Origin of the sequence: Cochlodiniinecator piscidefendens (assembly GCF_011326755.1) — a bacterium.
Taxonomy (GTDB): domain Bacteria; phylum Pseudomonadota; class Alphaproteobacteria; order Rhodobacterales; family Rhodobacteraceae; genus Cochlodiniinecator; species Cochlodiniinecator piscidefendens.
In genome coordinates, this window is record NZ_JAAOIE010000001.1 from 388,107 (window position 1) to 401,612 (window position 13,506).

The following is a 13,506-nucleotide window of genomic DNA, read 5'->3' on the forward strand; positions in this document are numbered from 1 at the left end:
ATGGGCCACCATCCAAGTTTCGACCGATTGGTCTAGCAGAACGCACAACACCCCCGAAACAAGGCATAGCCGTGCCGCTTTGGGTTGAACCACTGTGCGACTGCACGCCCATGCAAATGCTAAAACCCGCCGATGGCGATAACTCGCGCGCGCGAAACGGGCAAAATCGCAAAAATCTGCTTAAATACACAATTCCTGTCGTCTTTTGACATTCAAAGTCGCTGTTTGAATACCCAATCTCAAAACTAAACACTAGTGTCGGGTTTAAATCGCAACTTTGGAGATTCTACATGGCCACTGATCTAAGTGTTGTAAGGCAGCCCATCGAAACCGCGAACGGGCTTTCAAATGATCATTACATCGACCCCGTCGTTTTTGAAGAAGAACGCCAGGCGGTGCTGTTTAATTCTTGGTCGGGCCTCGCTACAGCCGCAGAAGTTCCCGAACTCGGCGATGCAAAACCAGTTGAGTTTTTAGGCGTCCCACTTTTGTTGATGCGTGGCAAAGACAACGTCGTCCGTGTTTTTCAAAACACCTGCCGTCACCGCGGCATGATCCTAGTCAGTGAACCAAAAAAAATCGAAGGCGCGATCCGGTGCCCCTATCATAGCTGGTGTTACAGCCACAAAGGCGCGTTGGTTTCGACACCTCATGTTGGTGGTGCAGGTCATAACACTCACGAAAACATTGACCGCGACACGCTCGGGCTTACTGAAATTCCGAGTTATATCTGGCGTGATATTGTTTTCGTCAACATATCCGGTGACGCTGATCCCTTTGAAGTTGTACATGCTGAACTTCTTGAACGCTGGAAAGAATTTGACAGCCCCCATTATCATGGCGGCGCAGACAGTACCTTCACACTTCCGGTTAAAACCAATTGGAAACTTGCGGTCGAAAACTACTGCGAAAGTTATCACCTTCCATGGATTCATCCGGGTCTAAACAGTTATTCCCGGCTCGAAGATCATTATAACATCAACCAATATGGACGGTTTTCCGGCCAAGGCACCTATGTCTACCGCCAGTTGACCAATGACGCTGGGGATGTATTTCCTGATTTTCCCGGCCTGTCGGAAAAATGGAATACCGGTGCTGAATACATCACGGTTTATCCCAATGTTCTTCTGGGCGCCCAGCGTGATCATGGGTTTGCGATTATCCTTGAACCTACAGCTTTGGACGAAACCAAAGAGCACGTTCACCTGTACTACGCCAGCCAAGACACCGATGACGAACTCCGTGCAAAAAACACGGTTCAATGGCGCGAAGTCTTTGAGGAAGATGTATTCGTCGTTGAGGGTATGCAAAAAGGCCGTCATGCCCCGCATTTCGACGGTGGGCGTTTTTCACCAGCAATGGATGCTCCAACACATTGCTTCCATGATTGGGTTGCCAGCCGCATTCAAATCCACCGCGAACAACAACAGGCAAAATCACAGGCCGCCGAGTGAGCCGAGATTTAGAAGATCAAATCTTAGAAGCCCATGCTCAACACGATCAAATGTCTCTGGTCACTTTGTATCAGAAGGCCGGGCGAATTGCTGAACAAGATGGTGATATAGATGCTGCTTGTTTCTTTTGGACGCATGCCTATGTGTTCGCATTGGAACAAGCGCATCCGGCGCGCGACGACCTACATGCGCGATTGGTCACATATGGGCGCGAAACCTAGGGTGACTGCCGGCGAACCGGCAGCACTCCTCCCCTCTCATAACATTTAGGCGGCTACGAGTTCCGCCATACGTTCTGTTGGCATACTCAAAACAGCGTATCGACGTCCGTCACCGTCATTGTGGTAAGGTTCGCCGATGCGGCTCGCATCATACCCAAGCTGACGCAATGAACGCACCAACGATGGACGGGTCAGTGCAATCAGTTCGCTAGCTCCGCGTTTGCGGGCCGTTTTGGCAAGGCCGTCAACGATCAAGGACAGGCATTCCGCGCGCTCACCCCCGCGCAACCTGTCAGACACAACAAGCCGCGTACATTCCCAAACACGTTTGGTCGCAACTTCGCCTTCCATTACCCCCTCGGGTATTGTTCCGAGTTTACCTGATACAGCATCCCGAAGCATGTATGTGTATTCCCCCCAAGAAGAGGTCGTTGGCATCGCACGCGCGCCACCTACCACATACCCATTTTTCAATACCAACGAATAATGCGCGAGTGGATTATCGTATTGATCCATCTCAACCGTATCATTGTGTGGGATATCCCAGCCTAGCGTGTCGACGAAAAAGTACTTTCTGAGGGCTAGGTAATCAAAAAAAGCTGTTCCAAATTGATGCATATTCGACAAGTCAAAGGTGATATTTTCCATTGTTCACTCTCCTATATGGAGATTGAATTAGAAACCGATCACAATTTTTTGTTAACGATAATATTCACGCATAACGGGAAAAAAGATTTGATTATATTCTTTTTGGTTAACTTTATATTAACCCATGCTCCACCGCGAGCGCGATGGCCTGACTGCTTGTTTTGGCTCTCAACTTTTGTTTTGCGTTCTTCAAACGTTGCTTTACGGCCCCTAAAGATACCCCTAACTCATCCGCAACCTGTTTCATCAGCAGGCCGTCCCGCACCATTCTAAGCGCCTCCAGTTCCGCGTTCGTAAGATTGGTTGGAGGGGCGTGCGACTGATGTAAATCTTCAAGCGACGCGGCCAATTGAGAAATTTCCAAATCGGTAAATTCGCGATCATTTCGCAGAAAGGATCCAAAGCTGCGAAGCCCACGATCCCCTTCTTCCTGCCAACTGATCGTTACGCCAAATTGCATTCCATACTCTTTGGCGGCGTCTAAAATACCCCGTGGATCGGCCTCTTCGATTTCGCTCCAACGCACCGCTCCGGTGTTGCTATAAACCCACCGCAACACTGGATCAGACAGCATGAAGCCCTGCACCGTATAAAGGTCCACCCAGCTTTTTGGGAGCGCGTTTAACTCAGCTACGGGATAGGCATATCCCAACCGCAATGCGATATAGAATCCAGCTGAAGCTAAACCCTCAAAGTTGTATGAAGCAATTGCATCGTTCATCGTCGTTATTTATCTTAATTGTATACTATTTGCAAAATACGAGATGAACTTTCCTTTAGGTTTCAGATGTGTCATCTTAATGGCGAAGATAGTGCAGGTTTTTGTATAAGTACAACCTTAATGCGAATTGATGGATAAACTATGGATCAAAAATTGAGTATCAGCCCTCTTCTTGCCGATCTAGAACAGAGTTGTCCTTCCGGCTACGCGCTTGCGATGCACATCAAATACACAACCCCAAATTTTCTGTTTCAAACCTACCCGATGAAATGGATCGAATATTACTCAATGGCCGGCCTCGTATTGCACGATCCGATCGTGCGTTGGGGGTTTGAAAATACCGGCGCTACGACTTGGGGGGCCTTAGGGGCCGACGATCCCAAAGGGGTTGTATCGCTCGCCGCCGAACACGGCATGAAGTTTGGAACTGTTATTTCGCTCGTAGAAGACAATTCACGCACAATTGGCGGCTTTGCGCGCCCTGATCGGGACCATACTCCTGAAGAAGTCGCCGATTTGTCCCGCATTCTGCACGAAGTCCATCATCAAACCAGAGACACGGTAGACCTCCCTGCCGAAGAGCGTGCAGCGCTTAAACGACTCTCCATAACCCTTACGCATAGTTAAATGGTTGAAGGTCTAAGTCATATGACCTTCATCGTTGAAGATTTGGATGCGATGGAGCAAATCCTCACGACTGTGCTATCTGCCCGTAAAATATACGATAGTGGCGAAAATAGCTTTTCCCTCTCAAAAGAGAGGTTTTTCGATATTGCGGGCCTTTGGGTCGCGATTATGGAGGGTCCGTCACTTCCTGAACGGAGCTACAATCACATCGCGTTTAAAATACCGGATGAGAATTACGACGCCGCACTCAGAGCAATAAAACTGCTAAACCTGGAAATAAGAGAAAGCCGCCCACGCGTAGACGGTGAAGGTCGGTCAATTTACTTCTATGATCGCGACAATCATTTGTTCGAACTCCATACTGGGACATTGTCCGAACGGCTCGCACGTTATCAATGATGTGAATATCCGTTTGCCGCCTCTTTGCTAAAGAGTTCCGCCTTCGGGCCAATTTTTCCAGTGATTGTTCACGGGTTCGTCCGTAGAGAAAAGCTTGGGCTCATTTTGTTCAAGAACGCTTGCAATCCGTTGAAAGGTCTCGGTCTGACTTGGGGCTTTCCCATTTGCCAGATCAGGATGGTGCCACTCGTCCAAGAGCAAAATTTGTTTCATTTCCGGAAGAATACTAACGCGACGCTCAGTTTCACTCGCAAACACCGCTTCGCGGTGATCATGCGCAAGGTATCGGCAAAGCTCGAAAACCCCAGGCTTTGGGGCATTCGAAAATCGTTGCCCACACAGAAACCTACGGTACTGTCTCGGATAGAACACTAATGTTGGCTCTCGCCGATCGGGGCGCTGAAAGTCATAGTAGCGTGCACCTATGCAGCCTGGAAAATGATCGTGACGAAGCAGCACTCCACCCGGAGTATTTAACTTTGGTTCTGAGATACAAAGCTGATCGTCCAGTAAAGTTGCCTCGAAGTCTGAGAAATCAAGCGGATGATCAAAGAAAAACCGGACGTTGAAGGTTGGGCCGTACTTCCAATTGGCGCTGTCTAACTGAAATGCCAATTCAGACGCTGAAAGCCCTGTATAGTCTCGCGTATTATTGTCGTTCATGATGATATTTTGGGCGGGTCATCCCGCATTTAAAAACAGATATAGCAAAGTGTAAAATCACGTTACCAAGTGTTAAAGTTGTCACCCCCTCGTTTATCTCTTCGCGGAATGGCGCGTCATCTGCTGCTTTGATTGGTTAAGCTCTAGGTACCAATATTGTATCAAAACTCTTTGAAGCGTCGCAAAATTGCTATTTCCTAGACCGTGACACTCCAAAGCGGCTTATCATTGTTTAAGCCTTTTGAGAAAGCCTATTAGGTCGTTTACGAAGGTTTTGGTCGAACGACCCGCAAGCTTTGCAAATTTCTCCAACGCAATGCACAGTTTAACAATAATTCTCAACGCTGTTGGAAGGTTGCCAATTTCAACCGCCTAACTGACTCCGCATCGCTTGATAGACTACGGCTGTCGCGACATTTGCCAAATTTAGCGATCGCACACGTGTATCGAGCATGGGCAGACTGAAAGTTCGATCCTCCATCCCCTCTAGTATCTTGGCAGATAGACCTTTTGATTCACACCCAAATACCAAATATCCGTCCTGTTGATAGTCCGGATCGTACATCGTCTGAGAACCATGTTCTTCGAAGAAGCAAAGACTGTCGAGAGCCGGTTTTCGTGCATCCAGAAAACATTGCCAGCTATCATATTCAGTCAGATTTACATATTTCCAATAATCTGTTCCTGCACGTCGCACGGCTTTCTCATCTAAAGAGAACCCATAAGGCTTGATTAATATCAACTCCAAATTCAACGCAACACACGTCCGTCCAATCGCGCCAGTATTGTACGGAATTTCAGGGGTTACCAACACAATTTTCATGCACGAATCTGCCATGGGATATGCGAACTTTCTCTGATGAGGGCCTCGCGCTAGCCATACGCCGCTTTATCAATTTGGTAAATTAAATTCGGGAATCCAGTGGGAAGGTTGAACCGTCTTTTATCGACAGAGGCCAAGAAGTAAGAAACCCGGGTTATTGAAAAGGACCAGTGTAGAAACAGGCATTCACACATCGCCCAATCTGTTTCGCTGATGCGATCAACAGATCTATGTCAACGCAGATATCACAGCTTGGGTCTTGTCGTTTTTGATTGTTCCGAAAGTTTTAGCGAGAAAAAGTGATCCACCTTTCTTTCTCGTGCGTATTATGGCCATGATAGCGCAAGTTTTGATATCTCCCCTTCGGCACAACAAGACAGGTGGGTCGACCGTTGGGCAAGCACAATATGGCGGGCGTTCTGTGTCTGAAGATGACAGTAAAATTTCAGATCAAACAAAGCAGCTTTTGGCGGTCCGCGATCAAAGGGACAAGGTGGCCTTTGCTGCGCTCTTTGATTATTTTGCGCCGCGCCTCAAAGGGGTTATGATGCGCAGCGGATGTTCTAGTGCGCAGGCCGAAGAGGTTGTGCAAGACGTAATGTTAACTGTTTGGCGCAAAGCGTCTCAGTTTGACCCGCATCGTGCGCAAGCCTCCGCATGGATTTATCAGATCGGACGCAATCGTCATATCGATATGCTGCGCAAAACCAATCGGCCGCAACCGGAAGAGCTCGAGAGCATGTTTGAGGTGGAACCGGACGCCACACAAATACTCGCACTTCAGCAAGAAGCGGGGCAACTGAAGGCCGCCATTCAAACTCTAAGCCACGATCAACGCGACGTGATTGAACGTGCCTACCTGGGCGAACTTAGCCATCAGGAAATAAGCACACAAACTGGCTTACCTCTGGGTACAATTAAATCTCGCATTCGTTTGGGCCTTGAACGGTTGCGTCACGAATTGAAAGGTCTGCGATGAACATGTCCGCGATCAAACATCATATCCCTGACCATTTGCTTGCGGCCTATTCTGCAGGCAACTTATCCGACGCCTTTGCCCTGGTGGTGGCGACGCATATATCTATGTGTTCTGATTGCCGTGCAAGCCTGGAAGCCCACCATATGACCGGAGGAATTTTCCTGGAAGACGCTCCGGCACAAGATATCTCAGCCGGATTAAAAGGGGATATTCTTGCGCAACTCGACAATCCGTTTCGCCCGGAACCCGTACATGAACGCCGCGGCATTTATCCCGGCCCGCTCAATGCTGCCTTAAAGGCGCAAGACCCTATTTGGAAAAAATTAGGTATGGGGGTTCATCAAAGCATCCTGTCGGCAGACTCTGAAGGGTCCGTCAGGTTACTGTGGATACCTGCCGGGCAAAAAGTGCCCGATCACGGGCATAATGGGTTGGAATTGACACTGGTATTGCAGGGCAGTTTTTCCGATGAAACCGGGTTTTATGGCACAGGGGACCTTGAAATCGGGGACGAAGATTTGGAACACACTCCCACCGCCGGGCCGGACATGCCTTGTATCTGCTTGGCCGCTACGGATGCACCTTTGCGATTCAAGGATTTTATGCCTCGCCTGTTGCAGCCTTTGTTTCGGATTTGATCACTTCCCGCGCCAGATTATCCAGTCGGGCAAGATGCCAATCGCGCGGATAACCCAAGAAAACGGCACGGGAAAATCTGTGCGAAACCGTCGCCGTTTGATGGCACGCATCACATGCTGGGCAGCTTGTGCAGGCTCCATAAGCATCGGCATCCTAAAGCGGTTCTTTGCGGTCAAGCGGGTTTTGATAAAGCCGGGATTGACCAGTTTCACCCATACGCCTGTGCCACGCAGGTCATAGCGTAGAGTTTCCGCCATACTACGCAGCGCGGCTTTGCCCGGACCATACCCAAGTGCTGCGGGCAAGCCGCGATATCCAGCAAGCGATCCAATCAAGATAATCTCACCCTGACCACGTGCCAGAAAGTCAGGGATCACCGCCCCCACCACGTGCACAGCCCCGTTATAATTCACCTCGGACATCTTTAAAATCGCATCCGTGTTCCAGTCCTGTGCCGCCATCGGATCATAAGCCCCCGCGTTATAGATCACCATATCGATGTGCCCAGTTTGTTTGCTGGCATCTATAACAGCTTTGCAATCCGTCACATCCATGGGCAAAGGAGTTGCATCTCGAATCTGATCGCGTAATTCTTCCAAACGCGCCGTGTTGCGGGCCGATAAGATCAGGCGTACGCCCTGTTCCGACAGCGCCAGAGCCAATTCCCGGCCCAGCCCTTCGCTTGCTCCGATCAACCAACAAGTTTTATCGCGAAGGTCCTTCATGGCTGCCCCTCACGCCATTTTTTTCCATCAGAAATCAAATCCTCTGGCGGGGGTGGTTTACGTAGAAACGGGGCCTTTTTACGCCACAACCTGAACGCCTGCCAATAGATCAGCATCAAGACACGCAGCCCACCCATTGGCCGGGCAACAGCTGCCTGAATCAGCGTACCGTTGGTTGCCGTCTGGCGTTTTCCGGCAAGAGTGGCAAGCACACCCTCATCACCGTTCCGATATGAAATCAAAATATTCACTGCGTCATCTGTCAGACCAAAATTAAAGCTATATTCCCCTTCAACCTTTTGAAACGGAGATACATGCATCAGTTTTTTAGCCTGCATTGGCATGTCATAGGTGATCGGGCGGAAATCATCCCAGGCGCAAAAGTAACAGTGCCGGTGGCCAAATGTATTGTTCACTTCGGCTACAAAGGCGCGCGGGCTGCCGTTGATCAAAGCGATCCAAAAACTGACTGGATTAAACTGAAACCAAAGAAATTTAGGCTGGGCCAACAATAGGATCTCAGCACGATCCAGTGGAAAGCCATGATGTCGCAACACCTCTTTGAACCAGTTTTCGCCCTGCCCGTTTCCACGTTCCCCACCATGGTTCTGGTCATGCAGCGACCAGAGGTTAAAACGGTTTTGCGTCAACAAGGCTGGGCTTTGCATTGGTAGCGGGGTCAACACATAATCCACCCGATAGCGAAAAGCATTTTTAAGACGCCCACGCCGCGCGTGTGTTGTCAGGGCCTGAATATATTCTGTTTTCATACCCTTTTATACGCGCCAACCCTCAAGCCAGATCAAAAATTATAAAAATAAATGATCCGATCGTACTGGGCCTGCGTAATCAGTTTATTCGCATTCAGGACAAGGCAGTTGAATATGCTTGATCAAAGCACTGGCTCACGCAAAAAAATCGCAATTGTTGGCGGTGGTGTTTCCGGGCTTTCGGCAGCTTATTATCTATCAGCACATCACGACATAACGCTTTTTGAAGCCGGAACACGTTTGGGCGGTCATGCACGCACTGTTCTTGCGGGCCGAAACGGTGATCAGCCCGTGGATACAGGCTTCATCGTGTTTAACTATGCGACCTACCCTCATCTGACGCGTTTGTTTCAAGATCTGGATGTTCCGGTCCAAAAAAGCGACATGAGCTTTTGTGCTAGCATCGACGATGGTTCATTTGAATATGGGCTAAACTCTCTTCACTCCCTGCTCGCGCAGAAATCCAACTTGTTTCACCCGCAGTTTTACCGGATGATCCGCGATACCCTTTATTTCGGAAAGCATGCCAAGCAAGCCGCAGACAGTGATGACATCACGATTGGTGAGTTGGTCCAAAAGCTGGGTCTTAGCACGGCTTTCAGGGATTTGTATCTGCTGCCAATGTGCGGCGCGATCTGGTCAACACCGATCGCGGACATCGATAGCTTCCCCGCAAAATCACTTGTACGGTTTTTCCAAAATCACGCGCTTTTGGCCGGTTCAGAAAAACGCCAATGGTGGACCGTCAAAGGGGGCAGCATCGAATATGTCAAAAGGCTGGAAACCGCTTTGCGTGCTCGGGGATGTAATATTCAACTAGGCGCCCCTGTTGATCACGCGCAACGCAGCGATTTAGGAGTAACAGTCACCTCAAAAGGCACGCAACACACCTTTGACGAAATCATTCTAGCCTGTCATTCAGATCAGGCCCTTGCCATTTTGGGCGATGGTGCCAGCCCCGACGAAAAACAAGCATTGTCCACCGTGCGTTATCAAACCAACACTGCGGTGTTACACGCTGACCCAGCCCAGATGCCTAAACGGCGGGCCTGTTGGTCTAGCTGGGCGTATCAGTCCCAGACCGGGAATATTGGCGTCACATATTGGATGAACAAACTGCAAAACATTGACGAAGCAGATCCGCTGTTTCTGACGTTAAATCCTGCTCGCCCCATCAAAGATGAGCTGATTTATGATACAGTAGAATACGCCCATCCCGTGTTTGATCGCAAAGCACTGATTGCACAGGAAATCATCCGCGAATTGCAAGGCAATAACCGCACTTGGTTTGCGGGTGCCTGGAACCGCCATGGATTTCACGAAGACGGTATCGCCAGCGCCATGCGGATTGTACGGGCCATGAACACCGCTACTTATACAGAGGGAAAACAACATGCGACCAGCAAGCAAAGCTTTGAAAAATCAGTTTCTTTCAACTTGCGAGCGTCTGCATGAAGGCCGCTTAACCCTGCGCACACCGGAAGGCGAACGGTATAATTTTGGCACTTCGGGCCCTGACGCGGATATGACCATTCGCGATTGGTCCGCTGTGTCCGCTATTGCCGCCCACGGTCAGGTCGGATTTGGCGAGGCTTACGTGCAGGGTCTTTGGGATACATCCTCCATCGAAAGCCTGATGAAGATGGCGCTTAAGAACCGCGAACATCTGCAAACATATGATACCGCCGGGCCTTTGGCCGGGTTAAAGTTTCGTATTGTTGATACTCTTTTGCGCGCCAATTCCCCCAAGGGATCGCGCCGCAATATCCGCAGCCATTACGACGTCGGGAACGAATTTTACCAACTTTGGCTGGATGACGGCATGACCTATTCTTCGGGTCTTTTCCAAGAGGGTGACAGTGATTTGGCCCGCGCCCAAAGGCGTAAAAACGCGCGCGCCTTATCGCGCCTGAATGATCGGGATAGCGTTCTTGAAATCGGCTGTGGGTGGGGTGGTTTTGCCGAACATGCCGCCGAAGAAGGACGCAATGTCACCGGCGTAACCATTTCACCCAGCCAACACGCCTGGGCCGATAGCCGCCTTGACGGGCGCGCAGACATCCAGATGTGCGACTACCGCGATATCAATGGACGCTATGACAACATTGTTTCTATCGAGATGATCGAAGCTGTGGGGCAGCGATATTGGCCCCAATATTTCGCTACTCTTAAACGCAACTTGGCGGAAGGCGGGCGCATTCTTGTGCAGGCGATCACGGTGCGGGATGATTTCTTTGAAACCTATCGCACGTCATCAGACTACATCAGACAATATGTGTTTCCCGGTGGCATGTTGCTCAGCGATACGATGATTGCGCAACAGGCACAACAGGCGGGCTTGCGCATCAATGACAGCTTTCACTTTGGTCAAGATTACGCGCGCACCTGCCGAATTTGGGCCAGCCGTTTGGTGGCACGCAAAGCCAAAATACATGAACAAGGCTTTGACGAGGCATTTTTCCGCAACTGGCAATACTATCTCGAAATTTGTGCCGCGGCCTTTGCAGTTGGACAAACCAATGTAACGCAAGTGGAGATGGCACATGTTGCGTAGCTTTTTACTGTTGGTCTTCATATTACTCGGCTATTCCGTTTCATGGGCCAGCCCTAACAACTTCCAGCAACGCGGAGAGGCCACGTTTCGTTGGTTTGGGATCCCTGTCTATGATGCGCGTCTGTTCACGCCGGGTGGCGCCGCCCTAAACTGGCAACAAGATCTGACTCTTGAATTGACCTACAGACGGGCTCTGGCACGTCAAAGCCTGATAGATAGCACGCAGTCTGAAATGCAGCGTCTAGGGTATACCCGCCCACAAGACGCGGACCTTCAATCCTGTTTTAGGAATGTCAGACCTGGGGATACTTTTCGGGCCCAGACCGAAGGCGCAGATCAGCTACGGCTTTACCTAAATGGTGCAGAAGTTTGTAGGTTAGCACAGCCCGACATTCGACGCGGTTTCATGTCCATTTTTCTGTCAGACAACAGCCGCGCCCCCAACGTCAGCCGTCATCTGAGAAACGAGTGATGCATTACCCTCGGGTCAGTCTTTACGCCTTGATGTTAGCAACCGCCGGAATGCCACTTTACATTCATCTGCCGCGTTTTGCTGCAGTGGAACTGGGCATAAGTCTGACGGCCTTGGGCAGCCTCTTGTTAATCTTGCGGATGGTTGATGTATTCCAGGACCCAGTATTGGGAGTGTTGATAGATCGTTTTCCCGCTGCGCAACCTGCCTTTGCAAATGCGGCCGCCTTATCTATGGCCCTTGGGTTTCCTCTCTTATTTTCGCTGCAGGCAGGTATGAACTGGGCTTTCGTGGCTCTACTTATCATCCTGTTCACGGGCTATAGTCTGGGCAGCATATTGATTTACGGGCGCAGCGCCTCGCTTGCCCGTTCTGCACAACCGAATGACCTACTGCGCCTCGCCAGCTGGCGAGAAGGCGGGCAACTTGTTGGGGTTATTCTTGCCGCCGCCCTGCCTTCTTTTCTGCTCGTGTTTGGAGCGGGGCCTGATATCTGGTTTTATTTTGGATTATGTTTGGGCGGCATTGCTTGCCTTGCCGCTTGGTTCAGCAGAACCATTTGGCGCGGCCCTGTTGAGGTGGGAAAAAATCTGTCGTTGCAAGGCCTAAAGCAAGCCGGAGCAATGAAGCTACTGCTCCTGATGCTTCTAAATTCTCTCCCGGTTGCGCTGACCTCGACATTATTTCTGTTCTTTGCAGAGGATCACCTAGGCCTCAGCGGACAGGCCGGCCTGTTTTTGTTGGCATTCTTTCTGTCAGCCGGACTGTCTATTCCATTCTGGTCTCAAATCAGTACGAAATTTGGCAACCGAAATACCCTTGTTTTAGCCATGGGCCTTGCGATCATCAGTTTTTTCGGGGCGGCTTTTTTGATGCCAGGGGATCGCAGTACCTTTTTATTGATCTGTGTCGCATCAGGCTTTGCGATGGGCGCGGACATTTTGATACTGCCCCTTATGTTTTCAAAGGCGTTGATTGCTGCGGGGCTGAAAGCCGCGTCCGCCTTTGGATATTGGAGCTTTGCCGGTAAGCTCGCCTTGGCTCTGGCTGCTGCTATCGCTTTGCCTTTGCTCGACTTCTTCAACTTCACCCCGGGTGCCACCTTGAATGACAACGCCCGCAACACGCTCGTTTTTGCATATGCCATATTACCCTGCGCGCTAAAACTGATTGCTCTTTGCTTCACCCTGACCTTGCCGCAAAAGGATCCTCTGACATGAAACTTCTGACCCTTGCTCTGTTCGCCATTCTTTTGCTTGTCGCAGCGCGTGGCGTGTTTTTTAGCTTTGGGGCACAAAAACCCACCGATTACGCCGAAAACGGACCGGCCTTCACTCTGAAAGAACACCTTTCCGGCCCTATCCTGTCCGAAGGGGTGATCTATGGTCCCACCGGACGTGTCACCAACAGTTTCACTGCTCATATGCAAGGCAATTGGGAAGGTGACACGGGCACCCTGACAGAAAGTTTTACATACTCAAACGGTCAGACCCAAGAACGTGAATGGACCCTGACAGCCGGAGCAGACAACACTTTCACCGCGACCGCCGAAGATATCATAGGCGCAGCGCAAGGCGTTGTGTCTGGCTCCACAATTATGATGACGTATGAAATCGTTTTGCCTGAACGCGCCGGCGGGCATGTTCTATCGGTGACAGATTGGTTGTATTTGACCGAAAGCGGCGTAATCATAAACCGCTCTGAAATGCGCAAGTTTGGCATAATGGTTGCGGAATTGGTCGCCACCATGCGTCCTGCAACCACTTCTCCTTAAGTGCCGCAGTAACTGAGATCTCGAGCGCCAGCCAACC

17 protein-coding genes are annotated in these 13,506 nt (G+C 50.2%); 11 read left to right on the top strand and 6 right to left on the bottom strand.

The genetic code is table 11. The annotated features are described in order from the left end of the window. Positions 1–290: 290 nt before the first annotated feature. Together G9C99_RS01970 and G9C99_RS01975 are read left to right on the top strand one after the other, a co-directional pair. A complete protein-coding gene (locus G9C99_RS01970; RefSeq protein WP_166415773.1) occupies positions 291–1,454 on the top strand; it encodes an aromatic ring-hydroxylating oxygenase subunit alpha in 1,164 nt (387 codons plus the stop codon). Further along, a complete protein-coding gene (locus tag G9C99_RS01975; RefSeq protein WP_166415422.1) occupies positions 1,451–1,675 on the top strand; it encodes a hypothetical protein in 225 nt (74 codons plus the stop codon). Before G9C99_RS01970 ends, G9C99_RS01975 begins: the two co-directional genes overlap by 4 nt. Before the next feature lie 45 nt (positions 1,676–1,720). On the opposite strand, the gene G9C99_RS01980 is transcribed toward G9C99_RS01975, so the two are convergent. Both G9C99_RS01980 and G9C99_RS01985 read right to left on the bottom strand, forming a co-directional pair. Next, a complete protein-coding gene (locus G9C99_RS01980; protein ID WP_166415774.1) occupies positions 1,721–2,323 on the bottom strand; it encodes an acyl-homoserine-lactone synthase in 603 nt (200 codons plus the stop codon). Between the two features lie 112 nt (positions 2,324–2,435). Next, positions 2,436–3,044: a helix-turn-helix transcriptional regulator gene (locus G9C99_RS01985; RefSeq protein WP_166415775.1), complete on the bottom strand. Its 609-nt coding sequence runs from the start codon at positions 3,042–3,044 to the stop codon at positions 2,436–2,438. A gap of 141 nt (positions 3,045–3,185) precedes the next feature. Here G9C99_RS01985 and G9C99_RS01990 point away from each other — a divergent pair, with 141 nt between their 5' ends. After that, positions 3,186–3,671, top strand: a complete 486-nt coding sequence (locus G9C99_RS01990) for an autoinducer binding domain-containing protein (RefSeq protein ID WP_166415776.1) — start codon at positions 3,186–3,188, stop codon at positions 3,669–3,671. Continuing rightward, positions 3,672–4,070: a FosX/FosE/FosI family fosfomycin resistance hydrolase gene (gene fosX / locus G9C99_RS01995; RefSeq protein ID WP_166415777.1), complete on the top strand. Its 399-nt coding sequence runs from the start codon at positions 3,672–3,674 to the stop codon at positions 4,068–4,070. A 27-nt stretch (positions 4,071–4,097) separates the two neighbouring features. Here fosX and G9C99_RS02000 read toward each other — a convergent pair whose 3' ends face one another. Both G9C99_RS02000 and G9C99_RS02005 read right to left on the bottom strand, forming a co-directional pair. Next, positions 4,098–4,733, bottom strand: coding sequence for a DUF7003 family protein (locus G9C99_RS02000; RefSeq protein ID WP_166415778.1), 636 nt, complete (start codon positions 4,731–4,733; stop codon positions 4,098–4,100). A 364-nt stretch (positions 4,734–5,097) separates the two neighbouring features. Then, positions 5,098–5,556 (bottom strand): tRNA (cytidine(34)-2'-O)-methyltransferase, encoded by a 459-nt coding sequence (locus G9C99_RS02005; RefSeq protein ID WP_166415779.1) that lies wholly within the window; start codon positions 5,554–5,556, stop codon positions 5,098–5,100. Between the two features lie 421 nt (positions 5,557–5,977). On the opposite strand from G9C99_RS02005, the gene G9C99_RS02010 reads away from it, so the two are divergent. Next, a complete protein-coding gene (locus G9C99_RS02010) occupies positions 5,978–6,535 on the top strand; it encodes a sigma-70 family RNA polymerase sigma factor (protein ID WP_331459959.1) in 558 nt (185 codons plus the stop codon). Between the two features lie 2 nt (positions 6,536–6,537). Continuing rightward, a complete protein-coding gene (locus G9C99_RS02015) occupies positions 6,538–7,173 on the top strand; it encodes a ChrR family anti-sigma-E factor (protein ID WP_166415780.1) in 636 nt (211 codons plus the stop codon). Here G9C99_RS02015 and G9C99_RS02020 read toward each other — a convergent pair whose 3' ends face one another. Both G9C99_RS02020 and G9C99_RS02025 read right to left on the bottom strand, forming a co-directional pair. Next, positions 7,174–7,899 (bottom strand): SDR family NAD(P)-dependent oxidoreductase, encoded by a 726-nt coding sequence (locus G9C99_RS02020; protein WP_166415781.1) that lies wholly within the window; start codon positions 7,897–7,899, stop codon positions 7,174–7,176. It abuts the gene before it with no gap. Continuing rightward, positions 7,896–8,669 (bottom strand): DUF1365 domain-containing protein, encoded by a 774-nt coding sequence (locus G9C99_RS02025; protein WP_166415782.1) that lies wholly within the window; start codon positions 8,667–8,669, stop codon positions 7,896–7,898. The genes G9C99_RS02020 and G9C99_RS02025 overlap by 4 nt, the downstream gene beginning before the upstream one ends. A 114-nt stretch (positions 8,670–8,783) precedes the next feature. Here G9C99_RS02025 and G9C99_RS02030 point away from each other — a divergent pair, with 114 nt between their 5' ends. The 5 genes from G9C99_RS02030 to G9C99_RS02050 are packed head-to-tail and all read left to right on the top strand — an operon-like array spanning position 8,784 to position 13,469. Next, complete coding sequence (locus tag G9C99_RS02030; protein ID WP_166415783.1) at positions 8,784–10,124, top strand: NAD(P)/FAD-dependent oxidoreductase; 1,341 nt, start codon at positions 8,784–8,786, stop codon at positions 10,122–10,124. Continuing rightward, positions 10,063–11,223, top strand: a complete 1,161-nt coding sequence (locus G9C99_RS02035; protein ID WP_166415784.1) for an SAM-dependent methyltransferase — start codon at positions 10,063–10,065, stop codon at positions 11,221–11,223. Before G9C99_RS02030 ends, G9C99_RS02035 begins: the two co-directional genes overlap by 62 nt. Further along, positions 11,213–11,695 (top strand): hypothetical protein, encoded by a 483-nt coding sequence (locus tag G9C99_RS02040; RefSeq protein WP_166415785.1) that lies wholly within the window; start codon positions 11,213–11,215, stop codon positions 11,693–11,695. Before G9C99_RS02035 ends, G9C99_RS02040 begins: the two co-directional genes overlap by 11 nt. Continuing rightward, the gene (locus tag G9C99_RS02045; protein ID WP_166415786.1) at positions 11,695–12,915 is read left to right on the top strand and encodes an MFS transporter; all 1,221 of its coding nucleotides are present in this window, start codon (positions 11,695–11,697) and stop codon (positions 12,913–12,915) included. The genes G9C99_RS02040 and G9C99_RS02045 overlap by 1 nt, the downstream gene beginning before the upstream one ends. Continuing rightward, a complete protein-coding gene (locus tag G9C99_RS02050) occupies positions 12,912–13,469 on the top strand; it encodes a DUF3833 domain-containing protein (RefSeq protein WP_166415787.1) in 558 nt (185 codons plus the stop codon). Before G9C99_RS02045 ends, G9C99_RS02050 begins: the two co-directional genes overlap by 4 nt. Positions 13,470–13,506: the final 37 nt, after the last annotated feature.

What these genes read in the sequence shown, in the direction of transcription:
- fosX (WP_166415777.1), top strand. Translation starts at nt 3,672, where the DNA reads ATGGTTGAAGGTCTAAGTCATATGACCTTCATCGTTGAAGATTTGGAT.
- G9C99_RS02030 (WP_166415783.1), top strand. Translation starts at nt 8,784, where the DNA reads ATGCTTGATCAAAGCACTGGCTCACGCAAAAAAATCGCAATTGTTGGC.
- G9C99_RS01970 (WP_166415773.1), top strand. Translation starts at nt 291, where the DNA reads ATGGCCACTGATCTAAGTGTTGTAAGGCAGCCCATCGAAACCGCGAAC.
- G9C99_RS01980 (WP_166415774.1), bottom strand. Translation starts at nt 2,323, where the DNA reads ATGGAAAATATCACCTTTGACTTGTCGAATATGCATCAATTTGGAACA.
- G9C99_RS01990 (WP_166415776.1), top strand. Translation starts at nt 3,186, where the DNA reads ATGGATCAAAAATTGAGTATCAGCCCTCTTCTTGCCGATCTAGAACAG.
- G9C99_RS02005 (WP_166415779.1), bottom strand. Translation starts at nt 5,556, where the DNA reads ATGAAAATTGTGTTGGTAACCCCTGAAATTCCGTACAATACTGGCGCG.
- G9C99_RS02000 (WP_166415778.1), bottom strand. Translation starts at nt 4,733, where the DNA reads ATGAACGACAATAATACGCGAGACTATACAGGGCTTTCAGCGTCTGAA.
- G9C99_RS02035 (WP_166415784.1), top strand. Translation starts at nt 10,063, where the DNA reads ATGCGACCAGCAAGCAAAGCTTTGAAAAATCAGTTTCTTTCAACTTGC.
- G9C99_RS02015 (WP_166415780.1), top strand. Translation starts at nt 6,538, where the DNA reads ATGTCCGCGATCAAACATCATATCCCTGACCATTTGCTTGCGGCCTAT.
- G9C99_RS02025 (WP_166415782.1), bottom strand. Translation starts at nt 8,669, where the DNA reads ATGAAAACAGAATATATTCAGGCCCTGACAACACACGCGCGGCGTGGG.
- G9C99_RS02045 (WP_166415786.1), top strand. Translation starts at nt 11,695, where the DNA reads ATGCATTACCCTCGGGTCAGTCTTTACGCCTTGATGTTAGCAACCGCC.
- G9C99_RS01985 (WP_166415775.1), bottom strand. Translation starts at nt 3,044, where the DNA reads ATGAACGATGCAATTGCTTCATACAACTTTGAGGGTTTAGCTTCAGCT.
- G9C99_RS02040 (WP_166415785.1), top strand. Translation starts at nt 11,213, where the DNA reads ATGTTGCGTAGCTTTTTACTGTTGGTCTTCATATTACTCGGCTATTCC.
- G9C99_RS02020 (WP_166415781.1), bottom strand. Translation starts at nt 7,899, where the DNA reads ATGAAGGACCTTCGCGATAAAACTTGTTGGTTGATCGGAGCAAGCGAA.
- G9C99_RS02050 (WP_166415787.1), top strand. Translation starts at nt 12,912, where the DNA reads ATGAAACTTCTGACCCTTGCTCTGTTCGCCATTCTTTTGCTTGTCGCA.